General features: G+C 59.9%; 15 protein-coding genes. 7 read left to right on the plus strand and 8 right to left on the minus strand.

Translation table 11 applies throughout. The annotated features are described in order from the left end of the window. Positions 1–498: 498 nt before the first annotated feature. Positions 499–867: a DUF6124 family protein gene (locus tag PSH65_RS06720; RefSeq protein ID WP_305425463.1), complete on the plus strand. Its 369-nt coding sequence runs from the start codon at positions 499–501 to the stop codon at positions 865–867. A 249-nt stretch (positions 868–1,116) separates the two neighbouring features. Here the strand turns inward: PSH65_RS06720 and PSH65_RS06725 are convergent, their stop codons facing one another. The 3 genes from PSH65_RS06725 to PSH65_RS06735 form a co-directional block, all read right to left on the minus strand. Further along, a complete protein-coding gene (locus PSH65_RS06725; protein ID WP_007938876.1) occupies positions 1,117–1,713 on the minus strand; it encodes a superoxide dismutase in 597 nt (198 codons plus the stop codon). Between the two features lie 176 nt (positions 1,714–1,889). Further along, a complete protein-coding gene (locus PSH65_RS06730; RefSeq protein ID WP_305425464.1) occupies positions 1,890–2,492 on the minus strand; it encodes a LysE/ArgO family amino acid transporter in 603 nt (200 codons plus the stop codon). A 5-nt stretch (positions 2,493–2,497) separates the two neighbouring features. Then, entirely contained in the window at positions 2,498–2,899 is a 402-nt protein-coding gene (locus tag PSH65_RS06735) for an ACT domain-containing protein (RefSeq protein ID WP_305425465.1), read from the minus strand. A 96-nt stretch (positions 2,900–2,995) separates the two neighbouring features. On the opposite strand from PSH65_RS06735, the gene PSH65_RS06740 reads away from it, so the two are divergent. The 3 genes from PSH65_RS06740 (at position 2,996) to PSH65_RS06750 (ending at position 5,946) form a co-directional block, all read left to right on the plus strand. Beyond that, a complete protein-coding gene (locus PSH65_RS06740; RefSeq protein ID WP_305425466.1) occupies positions 2,996–3,889 on the plus strand; it encodes a LysR family transcriptional regulator ArgP in 894 nt (297 codons plus the stop codon). An 89-nt stretch (positions 3,890–3,978) separates the two neighbouring features. Beyond that, positions 3,979–4,971, plus strand: a complete 993-nt coding sequence (locus PSH65_RS06745; protein WP_305425467.1) for an NAD(P)-dependent oxidoreductase — start codon at positions 3,979–3,981, stop codon at positions 4,969–4,971. Between the two features lie 117 nt (positions 4,972–5,088). After that, positions 5,089–5,946: an ATPase gene (locus PSH65_RS06750; RefSeq protein WP_305425468.1), complete on the plus strand. Its 858-nt coding sequence runs from the start codon at positions 5,089–5,091 to the stop codon at positions 5,944–5,946. A gap of 71 nt (positions 5,947–6,017) precedes the next feature. Here the strand turns inward: PSH65_RS06750 and PSH65_RS06755 are convergent, their stop codons facing one another. Both PSH65_RS06755 and pobA read right to left on the minus strand, forming a co-directional pair. Next, positions 6,018–7,535 carry an MDR family MFS transporter gene (locus PSH65_RS06755; RefSeq protein WP_305425469.1) on the minus strand — a complete coding sequence of 506 codons (1,518 nt, stop codon included), beginning with the start codon at positions 7,533–7,535 and terminating at the stop codon, positions 6,018–6,020. 78 nt (positions 7,536–7,613) lie between these two features. Next, positions 7,614–8,798: a 4-hydroxybenzoate 3-monooxygenase gene (pobA, locus tag PSH65_RS06760; protein WP_305426953.1), complete on the minus strand. Its 1,185-nt coding sequence runs from the start codon at positions 8,796–8,798 to the stop codon at positions 7,614–7,616. A gap of 188 nt (positions 8,799–8,986) precedes the next feature. Between pobA and PSH65_RS06765 the strand changes: the two genes are divergently transcribed. Further along, positions 8,987–9,883, plus strand: a complete 897-nt coding sequence (locus tag PSH65_RS06765) for a helix-turn-helix domain-containing protein (RefSeq protein ID WP_305425470.1) — start codon at positions 8,987–8,989, stop codon at positions 9,881–9,883. Positions 9,884–10,016: 133 nt separating this feature from the next. On the opposite strand, the gene PSH65_RS06770 is transcribed toward PSH65_RS06765, so the two are convergent. Both PSH65_RS06770 and PSH65_RS06775 read right to left on the minus strand, forming a co-directional pair. Next, complete coding sequence (locus PSH65_RS06770; RefSeq protein WP_305427086.1) at positions 10,017–10,238, minus strand: hypothetical protein; 222 nt, start codon at positions 10,236–10,238, stop codon at positions 10,017–10,019. A 172-nt stretch (positions 10,239–10,410) separates the two neighbouring features. Continuing rightward, complete coding sequence (locus PSH65_RS06775; RefSeq protein ID WP_305425471.1) at positions 10,411–11,316, minus strand: LysR family transcriptional regulator; 906 nt, start codon at positions 11,314–11,316, stop codon at positions 10,411–10,413. Positions 11,317–11,430: 114 nt separating this feature from the next. Here PSH65_RS06775 and PSH65_RS06780 point away from each other — a divergent pair, with 114 nt between their 5' ends. Both PSH65_RS06780 and PSH65_RS06785 read left to right on the plus strand, forming a co-directional pair. Beyond that, a complete protein-coding gene (locus PSH65_RS06780) occupies positions 11,431–12,312 on the plus strand; it encodes an MBL fold metallo-hydrolase (RefSeq protein WP_305425473.1) in 882 nt (293 codons plus the stop codon). Between the two features lie 165 nt (positions 12,313–12,477). Then, complete coding sequence (locus PSH65_RS06785; protein WP_305425474.1) at positions 12,478–13,092, plus strand: NAD(P)-dependent oxidoreductase; 615 nt, start codon at positions 12,478–12,480, stop codon at positions 13,090–13,092. Positions 13,093–13,221: 129 nt separating this feature from the next. Here PSH65_RS06785 and PSH65_RS06790 read toward each other — a convergent pair whose 3' ends face one another. Further along, entirely contained in the window at positions 13,222–14,103 is an 882-nt protein-coding gene (locus tag PSH65_RS06790) for a LysR substrate-binding domain-containing protein (protein ID WP_305425475.1), read from the minus strand. Positions 14,104–14,123 lie beyond the last annotated feature (20 nt).

A 14,123-nucleotide genomic window follows, 5' to 3' on the forward strand; every position in this document is an offset into this window, starting at 1 on the left:
GAGTATTTGCCCTATTAGCACTGTGTCGGTTGTTGGGGCCCTCAACTTGAGGGGCGCGGGACAATTTTTCCTTGTGGTTGATGTTAGCCCGCTGTGGTGTGGGGGCAAGAGGGCGAATGCCACTCGTGTTGTGGGAATGCTCCCTCTTACAGAGACCGGCGTCTGGTATGGGTTGTTTAATGGGCTTGTCAGAACGCAGATCTTTCCCACGCATTTTTCAGGTTGCCGGGTGGGAAGCGGATTCCCTAACCTTTGGCTGTCGCTGCAAATTCAGCGACCGGGCGTGAGATCCCCGGCAACTAGTATGCATCTAGCGCCAATACCACCATAATTGGCGCCAGCTTATCCGCTGCCTGTAAATGCGTTATGGCGGCTGTGTGCGGGCAGACTTCGGTCTGGCCGGGTGCCTGCTACCGGTGATCTCACTCTGCACATAGCTGCCACCTCTTAGCCGCTTGAGATCCGGCGAGTGGTGGCACCATTTCAGCAGGAGTTTGTATGGATAAGTTAATCCCCGACCCACCCTTCAACACCACCACCCCCAACGCCGAAGCTTCGCGCACCGAAGAATTACTCAAAGACCGCGAAGCGATAAAACGCGCCCTTGATTACTACCTTGATCCCCCGGCGCAATACACCGAAAAACCCCGTCGTCCCAGCACGATGTTTATGGTCGCCCCGGATGCCGGCACCGAAAGCCTGCTGGCCCACGCCTACGAATCGTTGGCGTCAGCGAGTGTCCTGGCCAGCGATTTCGCCAACAATCTGATCGGCCCGCAGCGCCATATAGCGTTGGCGATTCAGCAGATCATCATGGTGGCGGAGTTGGCGGTGAACCGGGCGCTGGATAACGTCGACCCGGCGTAGCTCTCAGATACACCGCAATCCTGTGGGAGCGGGCTTGCCCGCGATGACGGCGGCACATCCAACATCCCTGGGCCTGGCACACCGCTATCGCGGGCAAGCCCGCTCCCACAGGAATTGTGTCGTACACAGATTTTGTGACCGCTCCTCTGGAGCGAGGCTTGCCCACGAAGGCGGCTGTAGGAATGTACCCATTTCCCGAGCCCATAAAAAACCCGGCAAAAAAGCCGGGTTTCTTGACTGGCGCGAAGCTTAAGCGGTGAAGGTTTTGCCTTCGAACTGCTCAGCCACGAACTTCCAGTTGACCAGGTTCCAGAACGCTTCGACGTACTTCGGACGAAGGTTGCGGTAGTCGATGTAGTAAGCGTGTTCCCAGACGTCGCAGGTCAGCAGCGGGGTGTCGCCGCTGGTCAGCGGGTTGCCGGCGCCGATGGTGCTGGCCAGGGCCAGGGAACCGTCAGCCTTTTTCACCAGCCAGCCCCAACCGGAACCGAAGGTGCCGATGGAGGTTTTGCTGAACTCTTCCTTGAACTTGTCGAACGAACCGAAAGCGGCGTTGATGGCATCAGCCAGTGCGCCGGTTGGTTGACCGCCGGCGTTTGGCGCCAGGCAGTTCCAGTAGAAAGTGTGGTTCCAGACCTGAGCGGCGTTGTTGAAGATACCGCCCGAGGAAGTCTTGACGATTTCTTCCAGGGTCTTGCCTTCGAACTCGGTGCCTGGCACCAGGTTGTTCAGGTTCACGACGTAGGTGTTGTGGTGCTTGTCGTGGTGGTATTGCAGAGTTTCCTCTGAAATGTGCGGCTGCAGGGCATTGTGCGCGTAAGGCAGCGGCGGCAATTCGAAAGCCATGATGATTCTCCTAATCAGGTCAGTTGCGGTGAGCGCAAGGCCGATCACGGGCGGCCAGACATGCGCCGGGGAGTTTGTACTCTTTGCGGCGCAGGGATCGGATCATAGCACCGGGGGTGCGGCATAACCACGCAACAACTGTGTGGAATAGAGGTTCCAGAGCCTTTTGGAATAAATCATGAAGCGATGATTAACTGGAACGCTACTGTGAACATCATGACAGCGACCAACAGGTCGAGAATTCGCCAGGTGCCTGGCCGTGCCAGCCACGGCGCCAGCCATGCCGCGCCAAGGGCTAAAGTGAAAAACCACAACAGTGACGCACTGGCCGCGCCCACCACATAAGCACCGGGCTCGGTTTGTTGTGCGCCGAGAGAACCGATCAGCAAAACGGTGTCCAGATAAACGTGCGGGTTGAGCAGTGTCACCGCCAATGCGCTGAGCAACACCGCCCGCAGCGAGCGCACGGTCTGATTTTCACCCTGTTGCAGGCTTTGTTTCGAGCAGGCCCGACGCAGCGCCAGGCTGCCATACCACAGCAGAAACGCCGCGCCACCCCAACGGGCGATAGCCAGCAGGGTCGGGTTTTGCGCCAGCACCGTCGCCAGGCCGAACACTCCGGCGGCCACCAGCAACGCATCGCAGGTCACGCAGAGCGCCGCCACCGGCAGGTGATGTTCACGCCGAAGACTTTGCGCCAACACAAACGCATTCTGGGTGCCGATCGCCATGATCAGCCCCGCGGCCACCAACAGGCCGTTCACATAGCTTTGCCACATACGTATTACTCCGCGTTGGCCGCCAGATCCCGCAGGACCTGCACGGCGCGTTCGGCATCGGCCTGGCCGACGAATAAATGGTCGTGGTAATACCCGGCGATCACGTTGCAACTGATGCCGGCCTGGCCCAGCGCCGTGGCGAACGCGGCGGTCAGGCCGACGGCTTCGAGGGCCGAGTGCACGTTCAAGGTGATCCAGGCGGCGACGTAGTCGAAGCTGAAACCGGCCTTTTCGGCGTCGGAACGTTGCAGAATCAGCGTCAGCCCTTCCTGTTCACGAAAACTGCCGACAATCTCAAGGCCGGCGGGCAGCTTGCCGTCGCGCAACGTGCAGAACACGTATTCGCCGTCGTTGAGTTGCGGGCTCATGCTGCGCAGCAGGGTTGCCAATGACGTTTCGCCAGCCATGTCGGTGATCCTTGTTCAAGAGTTCTTGCTGGCCATTCTCCGGTTCGAGGCTGTATAAGAAAAACCAATAGTCCTGATCGCCCATTAGGAAAACTGATGTTCGACTACAAATTACTTTCCGCGCTCGCCGCGGTGATCGAACAGGCCGGATTCGAACGCGCCGCGCAGGTGCTGGGGTTGTCCCAATCGGCCATCTCCCAGCGGATCAAACTGCTGGAGGCACGGGTCGGCCAACCGGTGCTGGTGCGGGTCACCCCCCCGGCGCCGACGGAGATTGGCCGGCGATTGCTCAACCATGTGCAGCAGGTGCGATTGCGTGAGCGCGATCTACAAACGTTGGTCCCGGCGCTGGACGAAGAAGGCCTGCCGGAACGCCTGCGTATCGCTCTGAATGCCGACAGTCTTGCGACTTGGTGGGCACAGGCGGTGGGGGACTTTTGTGCGGAACAACATTTGCTGCTCGACTTGGTGGTAGAAGACCAGACCGTCGGCCTCAAACGCATGCGCGCAGGTGAAGTGGCGGCGTGTGTCTGCGCCAGTGAGCGACCGGTGGCTGGTGCGCGCAGCGTGCTGTTGGGGGCGATGCGTTACCGAGCGATGGCGAGCCCGGCGTTTATTGCCCGGCATTTTCCCGACGGTGTGCGTGCCGATCAGTTAGCCAAAACCCCGGCCCTGGTGTTTGGCCCGGATGATTTCCTACAGCATCGCTACCTCGCATCCCTCGGTGTGGAGGGCGGTTTCGAACACCATTTATGCCCATCGTCCGAAGGGTTTCTTCGTCTCACGGAAGCAGGGCTTGGCTGGGGCCTGGTGCCTGAATTGCAGGTGCGCGAGCAACTTGAGCGCGGCATCCTGCAGGAGCTTTTGCCAGATAAGCCGATCGATGTGCCGCTGTACTGGCATCATTGGCGCAATGGCGGTCAGCTGTTGGGGTTACTCACCGATCAATTGGTGCGCTCGTCAAAGCAATGGCTGGTGCCGTTGGGCTGACGGGCAGCGTCAAGACCTCATGCCCTGCGCCCTACGCCCTACGCAATATGCAAAGCGCAAAACGCAAAACGAAATATTCGGAGCAATTCATGAAGATTCTGGTCACCGGCGCAAGCGGCTTCATTGGCGGACGCTTTGCGCGTTTCGCCCTGGAGCAGGGCCTGGACGTGCGGGTCAACGGTCGCCGGGCCGAAAGCGTCGAGCATCTGGTGCGCCGTGGCGCCGAGTTCATTCAGGGCGACTTGAGCGACCCGCAACTGGCTCGCGACCTGTGTTCAGACGTCGAAGCTGTGGTCCATTGCGCCGGCGCAGTGGGTTTGTGGGGGCGGTATCAGGACTTTCATCAGGGTAACGTCGAAGTCACCGAGAACGTGGTCGAAGCCTGTCTGAAACAACGGGTCCGGCGTCTGGTGCACTTGTCGTCGCCGTCGATCTACTTCGATGGCCGCGATCATCTGGGGTTGACCGAAGACCAGGTGCCCAAGCGCTTCAAACATCCCTACGCCGCAACCAAATACCTGGCCGAGCAAAAAGTCTTTGGGGCGCAGGAATTCGGCCTCGAAACCCTGGCCCTGCGCCCGCGTTTCGTGACGGGCGCCGGCGACATGAGCATTTTCCCGAGACTGCTGAAGATGCAGCGCAAGGGGCGGTTGGCGATCATCGGCAATGGCCTGAACAAGGTCGACTTCACCAGCGTGCAAAACCTCAATGAAGCGTTGCTCAGCAGCTTGCTGGCCAGTGGTTCGGCGTTGGGCAAGGCCTACAACATCAGCAACGGAGCGCCGGTTCCGTTGTGGGATGTGGTGAATTACGTGATGCGTCAGATGGATGTCCCACAGGTTACCCGTTACCGTTCCTACGGTCTGGCCTACAGCCTTGCCGCGCTCAACGAGGGTGTGTGCAAGCTGTGGCCAGGTCGTCCCGAGCCGACCCTGTCGCGGCTGGGCATGCAAGTCATGAACAAAAACTTCACCCTGGACATCAGCCGCGCACGGCATTATCTGGACTACGATCCGAAAGTCAGCCTCTGGACCGCCCTTGATGAGTTCTGCGGCTGGTGGAAGGCTCAGGACATTCGCTGACACACAAGGACGGCCCCTTACTGAACCGAGTTCGGGGTTCAGGGTCAACCGGTGCGGCAGCGGGGGTTATACTTCGCCGCATCAAGCCATCACCGCGTTCCACAAAGGTTGACCCTAATGCCCATGCGTAACGATGCCAACGACGACTTCGATGTCCCGAGCCTGCGCGCCGACAGCCTCGATGACGATGATTTTCCGACCACCGCTCGCACTGCCGTGCATTCGCGCACCGCACCGGTGGTCAAGGTCAAAGGCCCGAGCACCGGCCCCCTGTGGGCATTGGTCGGCGCGTTGTTCTTTGCCTTCGCCGGCCTTGCCTGGTGGAGTTTTCAGCAGATCTCGCTGATGGAACAGCAACTGGTGGCGACCCAGGAAAGTTTCGCGCGCATCAGTGAGGAAGCGGCGGGGCGCTTGCAGGACATTTCCGGCAAGGTCGTGGCCAGCCAGTCCAACGTAAACACAGGCAGTGAAGCGTTGAAGCTGCAAATCAAACAGCTCGAAGGCAAACTCCAGGACCAGAGCAAGCAGCTGGAAAGCAAGCTTCAGGACCAGAGCAAAGGCGTACTCGGCCAGACCTCCGAACTGGACAAGCGTCTGGCGCAAATGACCGCACAAGCCACCGAACAACAAACCGCCAATGCTCAGTTGCAGGCCCAGGTCAAAGCCTTGAGCGGCGAACTGGCCGCGTTGAAGAGCGCGTCGGACGATACCAGCCAATTCGACGCCCAACTGAAAAGCCTGGGCGCTGACATCGTCGCGCTGAAGAAACAAGGCAACCCGAGCGCCGCCATCGAGCGCCTGGAGCAAGAAATGATCGTGCTCAAAAGCCAACAGGACAACCGCCCGGCCGCCGCGCAAGGTGGCACCAACATCGCCGAGTTCGACGCCTTCCGTGGCCAGGTCACCCGCAATATCAACACCCTGCAGGCACAGATCCAGAATCTGCAGCAACAGCTGCGCACCCGGTCTCAATAGCGCGATGCAGTGATGGGGCCTGTGGCGTTGATCGTTCCCACGCAGAGCGTGGGAATGATCGGTCGGTGGGGTTAGCGAACCGTGTCCTCCCGCCCCCGCAACACTCTATTCGGCATGGCAATCGCCGCCGCCAGCCCCAGCAGCGACACCGCCGCGCTGACCATCAGCAAATGCCGAAAGGTCAGCAGCAGTTCAGCCCGCAGAGCGTTTTGTGCATCCCCTGGAGCGGCGTTCAAACCATCGAGCAAGACATTCCCCGAACTCCCTTCGGCCATCAACGACGAGCCCGCCAGATGAGCGAAACTCGAATCCTGTAACAACGCCAGCAACAGCGCCGACATCAACGCCACGCCCACTGCACCACCCAGAGAGCGAAACAGATTGGTGGTGCTGGTGGCGACGCCGATGTCCCGTTGTTCCACCGAGTTTTGCGTACCCACCAACGATGTCGGGAACTGCATGCCGCTGGCGATGCCGCTGAGCAACATGAACAGGCTGCTCAGCACAAACGCCTGAGGCGCACTGAGCGCCATGCCGAGAATCGAGAACGGCATCAGCAGGGCGCCGGTCAGGATCATCGGTTTGTAACGACCGGTCACCGAGGTCTGGCGTCCGGCGAAATACGCGCCTATTGGCAAGCCCATGGCCAGCGGCAACAGATGCAGCGCAGCGCTGTCGGCCCCGGCGCCGGTGACGCTCTGGAAGCGCAGCGGCATCAGCACAATCAAGGAAATCGCCTGGAAACTGGTGAAGAAAATCGTGCACCAGCAAAGAATCGCACTGCGATTGGCGAACAAATGCATCGGCAGCAACGGTTCCCGCGCCCGCCGTTCATGCCAGACGAACACGGCCAGCACCACCACCGCACAACCGAGCAACCCCGACACTTCGGTGCTGCGCCACGAATAGCCCTGGCCAACCTGAGTAATGCCCAGCAACAACGCCGTCAGGCCGATGATCATCAGCAATGTGCCGAAGTAGTCGATGATCGGCTTGCGCTGCGGCACTGGCAGCCCCACCAGCGTGCGGTGGGCCACCCGCCAGGCAACCAGGCCCAGTGGAATATTGATCAGGAACACCCAGCGCCAGGACAGGTATTCGGTCATGTAGCCACCGAGAACCGGGCCGGCCACGCTGGCCACCGCGTACATGCTGCTGAAGTAACCCTGATAGCGACCGCGTTCGCGGGGTGGAACGATGTCGCCGATGATTGCCTGGCTCACCGAAATCATCCCGCCGGCGCCGATGCCCTGAAGGATCCGCGCCAGCACCAATTGCTCCATGCTCTGCGCCATGCCGCAGAACAACGACGCCAGGGTGAATAGCCCCATGCCGAACAGCATCAATTTGCGGCGGCCATACAGATCGCCGAGTTTGCCGTAGATCGGCACCGCCACAGTCATCGCCACCATGTACCCGGAAATCACCCAGGCCAGCAGGCTGACATCCTTGAATTGCGCGGAAATGGCCGGCATCGACACGGCGACGATGGTCTGGTCCAGCGCGCCCAGAAAGATCGCCAGCATCAGGGCGATCAGCACGCTGCGAATGGCCGGTTTGGGCGTTTCAGGCTGGTTGAGATTGGTCACGGGTAAAACCTGCGGGCAGTAATGGGCCCGCAGCGGGCAAGGCGAGCGGGATGCTCGCCAGTGTAGATCGGTAGTAGGCTATTCGATAGCCTCGTATGGAAGCCCGACGTAATTTTCGGCAATGGTTTTTCGGCCCGCCTCAGAGTCCACGAAATAGGCCAGTTCCGATTCGCTGATGCGCTGGCTGAACGCGTCGTGCTCGTCGAAGCGATGCAACATCGAGGTCATCCACCAGGAAAACCGCTCGGCTTTCCACACCCGACGCAAGCAGACCTCGGAATACTTCTCCAGCAAATCCACACGCCCTTCGCGGTACACCTTCAGCAGAATATTGAACAACGTACTGACGTCACTGGCCGCCAGGTTCAAACCCTTGGCGCCGGTGGGCGGGACGATGTGAGCGGCGTCGCCGACCAGGAACATCCGCCCGTACTGCATCGGCTCGACCACGAAACTGCGCAGCGGCGCGATGCTTTTTTCGATCGACGGACCGGTCACCAGCGCGTCGGCGAGGGCGGCTGGCAGACGGGATTTGAGCTCATCCCAGAAGCGTTGATCGGACCAGTCTTCAACTTTGTCCTGGGCCGGGACCTGAAGGTAATAACGGGTGCGTGTCGGCGAACGCATGCTGCACAACGCAAAACCCCGTTCGTGCCGTGCATAGACCAACTCTTCATGCACCGGTGGCGTGTCAGCGAGAATCCCCAGCCAGCCGAACGGATACACCCGCTCGAACACCTTCAGGCAGTCAGCGGGGATCGATTGTCGCGCCACGCCATGGAAGCCGTCGCAACCGGCGATGTAGTCACAATCGAGTCGATACGTTTCGCCGTCCTTGTCGAAGGTGACAAAGGGTTCGGCGGTTTTCATGCCGTGGGGGACGACATTGCTGGCTTCATAGATCGTCTGTGCACCGCCGTCCCGACGAGCGGCCATCAGATCGCGGGTGACCTCGGTCTGGCCATAGATCGTTACAGTTTTGCCGCCAGTCAGCGCCTGCAAATCGATGTGTACCCGGCGCCCGTCGAGGGCCAGTTCGAAGCCTGCATGGACCAGCCCTTCGGCATCCATGCGCTGACCCACCCCGGCCTGACGCAACAGCTCTACCATGCCTTGTTCGAGGACACCGGCGCGGATACGTCCGAGCACGTAGTCCGGGGTCTGGCGCTCGAGGATCAGAGTGTCGATGCCGGCGTTATGCAGCAATTGGCCGAGTAGCAAGCCAGAGGGGCCGGCACCGATGATCGCGACTTGGGTTTTCAGTGTTTTCATTGTTTTTATGACTCGCAAGCTCCACACGACCAAGGCCGGTGAATGATTTTTATGGATCGAGTACTTGCATTTTTCACTTGCGGGTCTGTCAATTGAAGGGGAAAACTGAGCCGATACCTGTACATTCTGCCAATCGGTGCGATTATCGCCCCGTTACCCTCGAGGCCTGGATTGAAGTGATGAACAAGCCTGACCTGCCATCGATTCCGGTGTTCAAACTCTACGGTGAAAGCCTGGACTGGCCGACCCCTGACTTGTTGCACTGTGAAACCATTTCCAAACGCAGCCGCGAACATCAATGGGAAATCAAACCCCATCGCCACGCCGATTTGTGTCAGTTGCTCTTCGTCTTCAAAGGTCAGGCAGAGCTTGAGATCGAAGGCAAACGCTCAAAATTGACCGAGCCGGCAATCCTGATTCTGCCGCCGTTATCGGTGCATGGTTATCGCTTTTCCGAGGACGTCGAAGGTTTCGTCGTCACGCTGGCCGCGCCGCTGATCGCTCACCTGCAAGCACAACTGGGCAATTCGGTGAACGCTCTGGCACAGGCCGAAAGCTACCCGGCGGGCAAGGACAGCGAGTACCTCAACAGCCTGTTTTCGGCGCTGCAAAGCGAGTACACCGGCCATCAACCGGCGCGGGAAATGCTCATGCATTCGCTGGTCAGCGTGATTATGGTGTGGATCAGCCGTCAGGTGATTCAGCGCCAAACCGCCACTCAGCGTCCGCAGCGGGCCCGGGAATACCTCAACGGCTTTATTCAACTGGTGGAAGAAACCTATCGCCAGCACGTCAAGGTCGAGGACCTGGCTCATCGGCTGGGGATTTCCGTGTCTCATCTCAACGGCACGTGCCGTGAATTGGCGGGGCAACCGGCGTTGCAGATCATGCATGAGCGTCAATTGCTGGAGGCCAAGCGCTTGCTGACCTACACCAGCATGACCATTTATGAAATGTCCGACGTGTTGGGGTTTTCCGATCCGACCAACTTCACACGCCTGTTCAGGCGTCGCGTGGGCATTTCGCCCAAGGCCTTTCGCGACCGCTTGAAGGCCGATCAGGACAACGGGGCCTGAATCCTGTGGCGAGGGGGCTTGCCCCGTTCGGCTGCGCAGCAGTCGTAATTCGGTGAATGCGGTGTTCTCATTGAAATGCTGGGGCCGCTTCGCGACCCAACGGGAGCAAGCTCCCTCGCCACAGGTGAGATCGTCATCGGAGGGCGTTGAGGGTCGCGTTGTGGGGAATGCAGCGTTCAAAGTTGCAGCTCGCGTATTCACGGGGCACTTGTCGTAACTGCTCGACCCGCCAGGCGGCTGTGCCATACAGCGCCAGCGTCGCCGCGCAAGTGATAAAAATGGCGAGGTATCTTCTTGTTTTGATGTTCATGGCGTTGACCTCTGAACGAATACCTTTCGGTACTGCTTTGAGCATAGGTCAGCGCCAGTGAGTTGCCAGCAAAGCGGCCTTCGCCGTTAACGCGATATTCAGAACACTGATATTCCCTGTGGGAGCTGTCTTGCCTGCGTTAGCGGGCTATCAGTCAGCATCATTGTTGGATGTGACGACGCCATCGCAGGCAAGCCAGCTCCCACAGGGGAGGTGTTTACAGACCGATGTCCCACCCCGGCTCTTCGGGAAATCTGATCACCAGAAAATCCAGCATGCTGCGCAACGCCGCCGGCATGTGTTTGCGTGAGGCATACACCGCATAGATGTTCATCTGCCGGGGCTCGGCCTGGGGCAGCAGGCGGATCAGTTCGCCGCTGTGGATATGCACTCCCGCCTGATAGCTCGGCAGCATCGCCACACCGGCGCCGGCGATCGTCGCGCGCAACAGCGTGCTGGCTTCGTTGGCGCTGATGTTGCCCTGCACCGGCACTGAGACGGGCTCGCCGTTCTGGTCGAAATGCCAGAGGCTTTTGCCGAAGTAGGAATGTGTCAGGCAGTTGTGCAGGCTGAGGTCCTCGACCCGTTGCGGCGTCGGGTGTTCGCGCAGGTAAGCGGGAGAGGCGCAGATCACTGAGCGGCAGACCGTCAGGCGCCGGGCGATCAGGTTCGGGTCCAGGTCGTTGCTGGTGCGGATGGCCAGGTCGATGCGTTCATCCACCAGGTTCACTGTGCGGTCGAGCATTTGCATATCGATGCTGACGCCGGGATAACGTTTGACGTAAGCCGCCATGGCGTCCGCCAGTTGCGCCTGGCCGAACGAGGTGCTGACGCTGATCCGCAGCAGGCCTCGCGGTGCGTCGTCCGGCTCGCTGACGGCGGCCTGCATGTCGGTGGACAAATCGAGCATCTGCCGACAGCGCGGCAGAATTTCCGTACCGGCGGCGGTCAGGCTCAATTTGCGTGTGGTGCGGTGCATCAGGCGTGCGCCAACCCAATCTTCCAGCTCTGCCAGATAGCGTGAAACCACCGGCCGTGAAAGGTCCAGGTGATCGGCGGCGGCCGACTGGCTGCCCAGGTCCACCACCGTGACGAACACCCGCATTGCTTGTAGACGATCCATGATTTGCCCGCTTTCAGAAACAAACTATGTTCAAGCATCGCATTTTTTGTATCGAACCAGGCAACTAAGCTCTGTCCCATCGCCAAGCACGGCATTCGGACAACGGAGCAACAGATGATCGGCTTCACTTCAATCAAACGCATTCTTCTGGCAACTGCCACGCTCGGCTTCGCGACCCATGCCGCTGCGGCGTCCACTCTGACGCTGGACGTCTACAACCCCGGCACCCACGCGATCTTCCCGGTGACCTCGGTGCTGGTCAGCGGCGAGAAGGAAGCGATTCTGGTGGACGCGCAATTCGGCAAAGCCCAGGCCGAACAGGTAGTGGAAAAAATCCGCGCCAGCGGCAAGCAACTGACCACCATCTACATCAGCCACGGTGACCCGGATTACTACTTCGGCCTCGACACCGTGACCCAAGCGTTCCCGAAAGCCAAGGTGCTGGCCTCGCAACCGACGGTTGATCACATCAAAAAAACCGTCGACGGCAAACTGGCGTTCTGGGGTCCGAAAATGGGCGCTGATGTACCGAACAAAACCATCGTGCCGCAGGTGCTCAAGGGCGACAGCCTGATGCTGGAAGGGCAGAAATTGCAGGTGATCGGCCTGGACGGCAAGCAGCCGGATCGCAGCTTTGTGTGGATCCCGTCGATCAAGGCGGTGGTCGGTGGCGTGGTTGTTGCCGAAAACATTCATGTGTGGATGGCCGACACCCAGACCCCGCAATCTCATGCCTATTGGCTGACAACGTTGCAGGCGATTGAAGCGCTGAAGCCGACCACCATTGTGCCGGGTCACTACCTCGGTGAGAGCGCTCGCTCTCTGGCGGCGGTGCAGTTCACTGCCGATTACATCAAGGCTTTCGACGAAGAAACCGCCAAGGCGAAAGACGCTGCCGAACTGATCGCCGCAATGAAAAAACGCTACCCGAGCCTGGGCGAAGAAAGCTCGCTGGAGCTGAGCGCCAAAGTCGCCAAAGGTGAGATGAAGTGGTAATCCGTCGCACTCAACTGATCGTTCCCACGCTCTGCGTGGGAATGCCTCAACGGACGCTCCGCGTTCGGCTTTGGAAGGGACGCGGAGCGTCCCGGGCTGCATTCCCACGCGGAGCGTGGGAACGATCATAAATACAGATTCACCCAAGCCAACTGGAGAAACGTCATGAGCAACATCGCAATCATCGGTGCCACCGGTCGTGCCGGTAGCCAACTGTTGGAAGAAGCCCTGCGTCGCGGTCATAGTGTCACTGCCATCGCCCGCGACACCTCGAAAATCTCCCCGCGTGCCGGTGTGGTGAGCAAAAACGTCGACGTGCTCGATGCTGCTGCTCTGCAAGCCGCCGTGGCCGGGCATGATGCGGTGATCAGCGCTGCGCATTTCTCCACCATCCCCGCCAGCGCGATTATCGAGCCGGTGAAGCAGGCCGGGGTCAAGCGTCTGCTGGTGGTGGGCGGTGCCGGTTCGCTGTTGCTGCCGGACGGCTCTCGGGTGATCGACAGCGAAGGCTTCCCGGAGGAATACAAGGCCGAAGCCAGCGCCGGTGCCGAATTCCTCAATACCTTGCGTCGGGAAAAGGACCTGGACTGGACCTTCCTGTCGCCGTCGGCGGAGTTTGTCGAAGGTGAGCGCACGAGCACGTTTCGGGTCGGCAAGGATGACTTGCTGGTGAGCGCAGAAGGCCGTAGCTGGATTACTTTTGCTGACTTCGCGATTGCGCTGCTTGATGAAGTGGAAGCACCGAAGCATTCCCGCCAACGGTTTACTGTCGGGTATTGATCGTCTGATCGTTCCCACGCTCTGCGTGGGAATGCCTCAACGGACGCTCTGCGTTCGGCTGTTGAAGGGACGCGGAGCGTCCCGGGCTGCATCCCCACGCGGAGCGTGGGAACGATCATCGGGGGGCGGTTACCGTGATTGAGCCTGCTCCACCAACCACCCCATCAATTCGCGCAATTTCGGCGAAGGCTCTGGTTTTTCGGGAAACACCAGGTAATACGCCAACCCGGTTTTCACCTTCAATTCAAAGGGCATGACCAGCCGCCCGGCACTCAGGTCATCGCCGATCAACGACCAATCGCCAATCGCCACGCCCGTCCCCTGGGACGCCATCGACATCGCCAGGTCCAGGGTTTCGAAATGCTGACCTTTGCCAACATTGCTCAGCCGAATATCCGCGGCCTTCAGCCAGGCGTTCCAGTCCCGTTCATCGCGGGTGGGGTGCAGCAACAAGTGCTGTTGCAGATCGGCCGGCGTCTGCAAAGCCATCGGCCCTTCAAGCATCGGTCGGGAACACACGGGCGTCAGTTGCTCATCGAACAGATGTCGGGAAGCCAGTGAGCTGCCTGGCGGCGGGCCATACATCACCGCCGCATCGAACTGCTCGCGATGAAAATCCACGCCGTGTTTGACCGTGGTGGTCAATTCCACCGGTACATCCGGGCGCTCCTTTTGCCACTGCAACAGGCGTGGCAACAGCCAGCGCATCACGCAGGTCGGCGCTTTCAATTGCAGGGTTTCGCGCTTCTCGCCGATCTGCTCCACCGCCTCGTCGATCAGGCCGAAAATCTGTTGCACCCGTGGCAACCACTCCCGTCCTTCGGCGGTCAGGCTCAAGCCCCGCGCCTGGCGAATGAACAGCTCATAACCCAGATGATCTTCCAGCCCGGCGATCTGCCGGCTCACCGCGCCTTGGGTGATGTGCAGTTGTTCGGCGGCCCGGGTGAAGTTGCAGCACTGCGCGGTGATCAGAAAAGTGTGCAGCGCCGGCAGGGGAGGCAATCGTTTCATTGGGATCCAAGGTATGACGT

Source organism: Pseudomonas sp. FP603 (genome assembly GCF_030687415.1).
Taxonomy (GTDB): Bacteria; Pseudomonadota; Gammaproteobacteria; order Pseudomonadales; family Pseudomonadaceae; genus Aquipseudomonas; species Aquipseudomonas wuhanensis.

Coding starts and splice junctions, on each gene's coding strand:
- PSH65_RS06720 (WP_305425463.1), top strand. CDS start 499: ATGGATAAGTTAATCCCCGACCCACCCTTCAACACCACCACCCCCAAC.
- PSH65_RS06725 (WP_007938876.1), bottom strand. CDS start 1,713: ATGGCTTTCGAATTGCCGCCGCTGCCTTACGCGCACAATGCCCTGCAG.
- PSH65_RS06730 (WP_305425464.1), bottom strand. CDS start 2,492: ATGTGGCAAAGCTATGTGAACGGCCTGTTGGTGGCCGCGGGGCTGATC.
- PSH65_RS06735 (WP_305425465.1), bottom strand. CDS start 2,899: ATGGCTGGCGAAACGTCATTGGCAACCCTGCTGCGCAGCATGAGCCCG.
- PSH65_RS06740 (WP_305425466.1), top strand. CDS start 2,996: ATGTTCGACTACAAATTACTTTCCGCGCTCGCCGCGGTGATCGAACAG.
- PSH65_RS06745 (WP_305425467.1), top strand. CDS start 3,979: ATGAAGATTCTGGTCACCGGCGCAAGCGGCTTCATTGGCGGACGCTTT.
- PSH65_RS06750 (WP_305425468.1), top strand. CDS start 5,089: ATGCCCATGCGTAACGATGCCAACGACGACTTCGATGTCCCGAGCCTG.
- PSH65_RS06765 (WP_305425470.1), top strand. CDS start 8,987: ATGAACAAGCCTGACCTGCCATCGATTCCGGTGTTCAAACTCTACGGT.
- PSH65_RS06770 (WP_305427086.1), bottom strand. CDS start 10,238: ATGCTCAAAGCAGTACCGAAAGGTATTCGTTCAGAGGTCAACGCCATG.
- PSH65_RS06775 (WP_305425471.1), bottom strand. CDS start 11,316: ATGGATCGTCTACAAGCAATGCGGGTGTTCGTCACGGTGGTGGACCTG.
- PSH65_RS06780 (WP_305425473.1), top strand. CDS start 11,431: ATGATCGGCTTCACTTCAATCAAACGCATTCTTCTGGCAACTGCCACG.
- PSH65_RS06785 (WP_305425474.1), top strand. CDS start 12,478: ATGAGCAACATCGCAATCATCGGTGCCACCGGTCGTGCCGGTAGCCAA.
- PSH65_RS06790 (WP_305425475.1), bottom strand. CDS start 14,103: ATGAAACGATTGCCTCCCCTGCCGGCGCTGCACACTTTTCTGATCACC.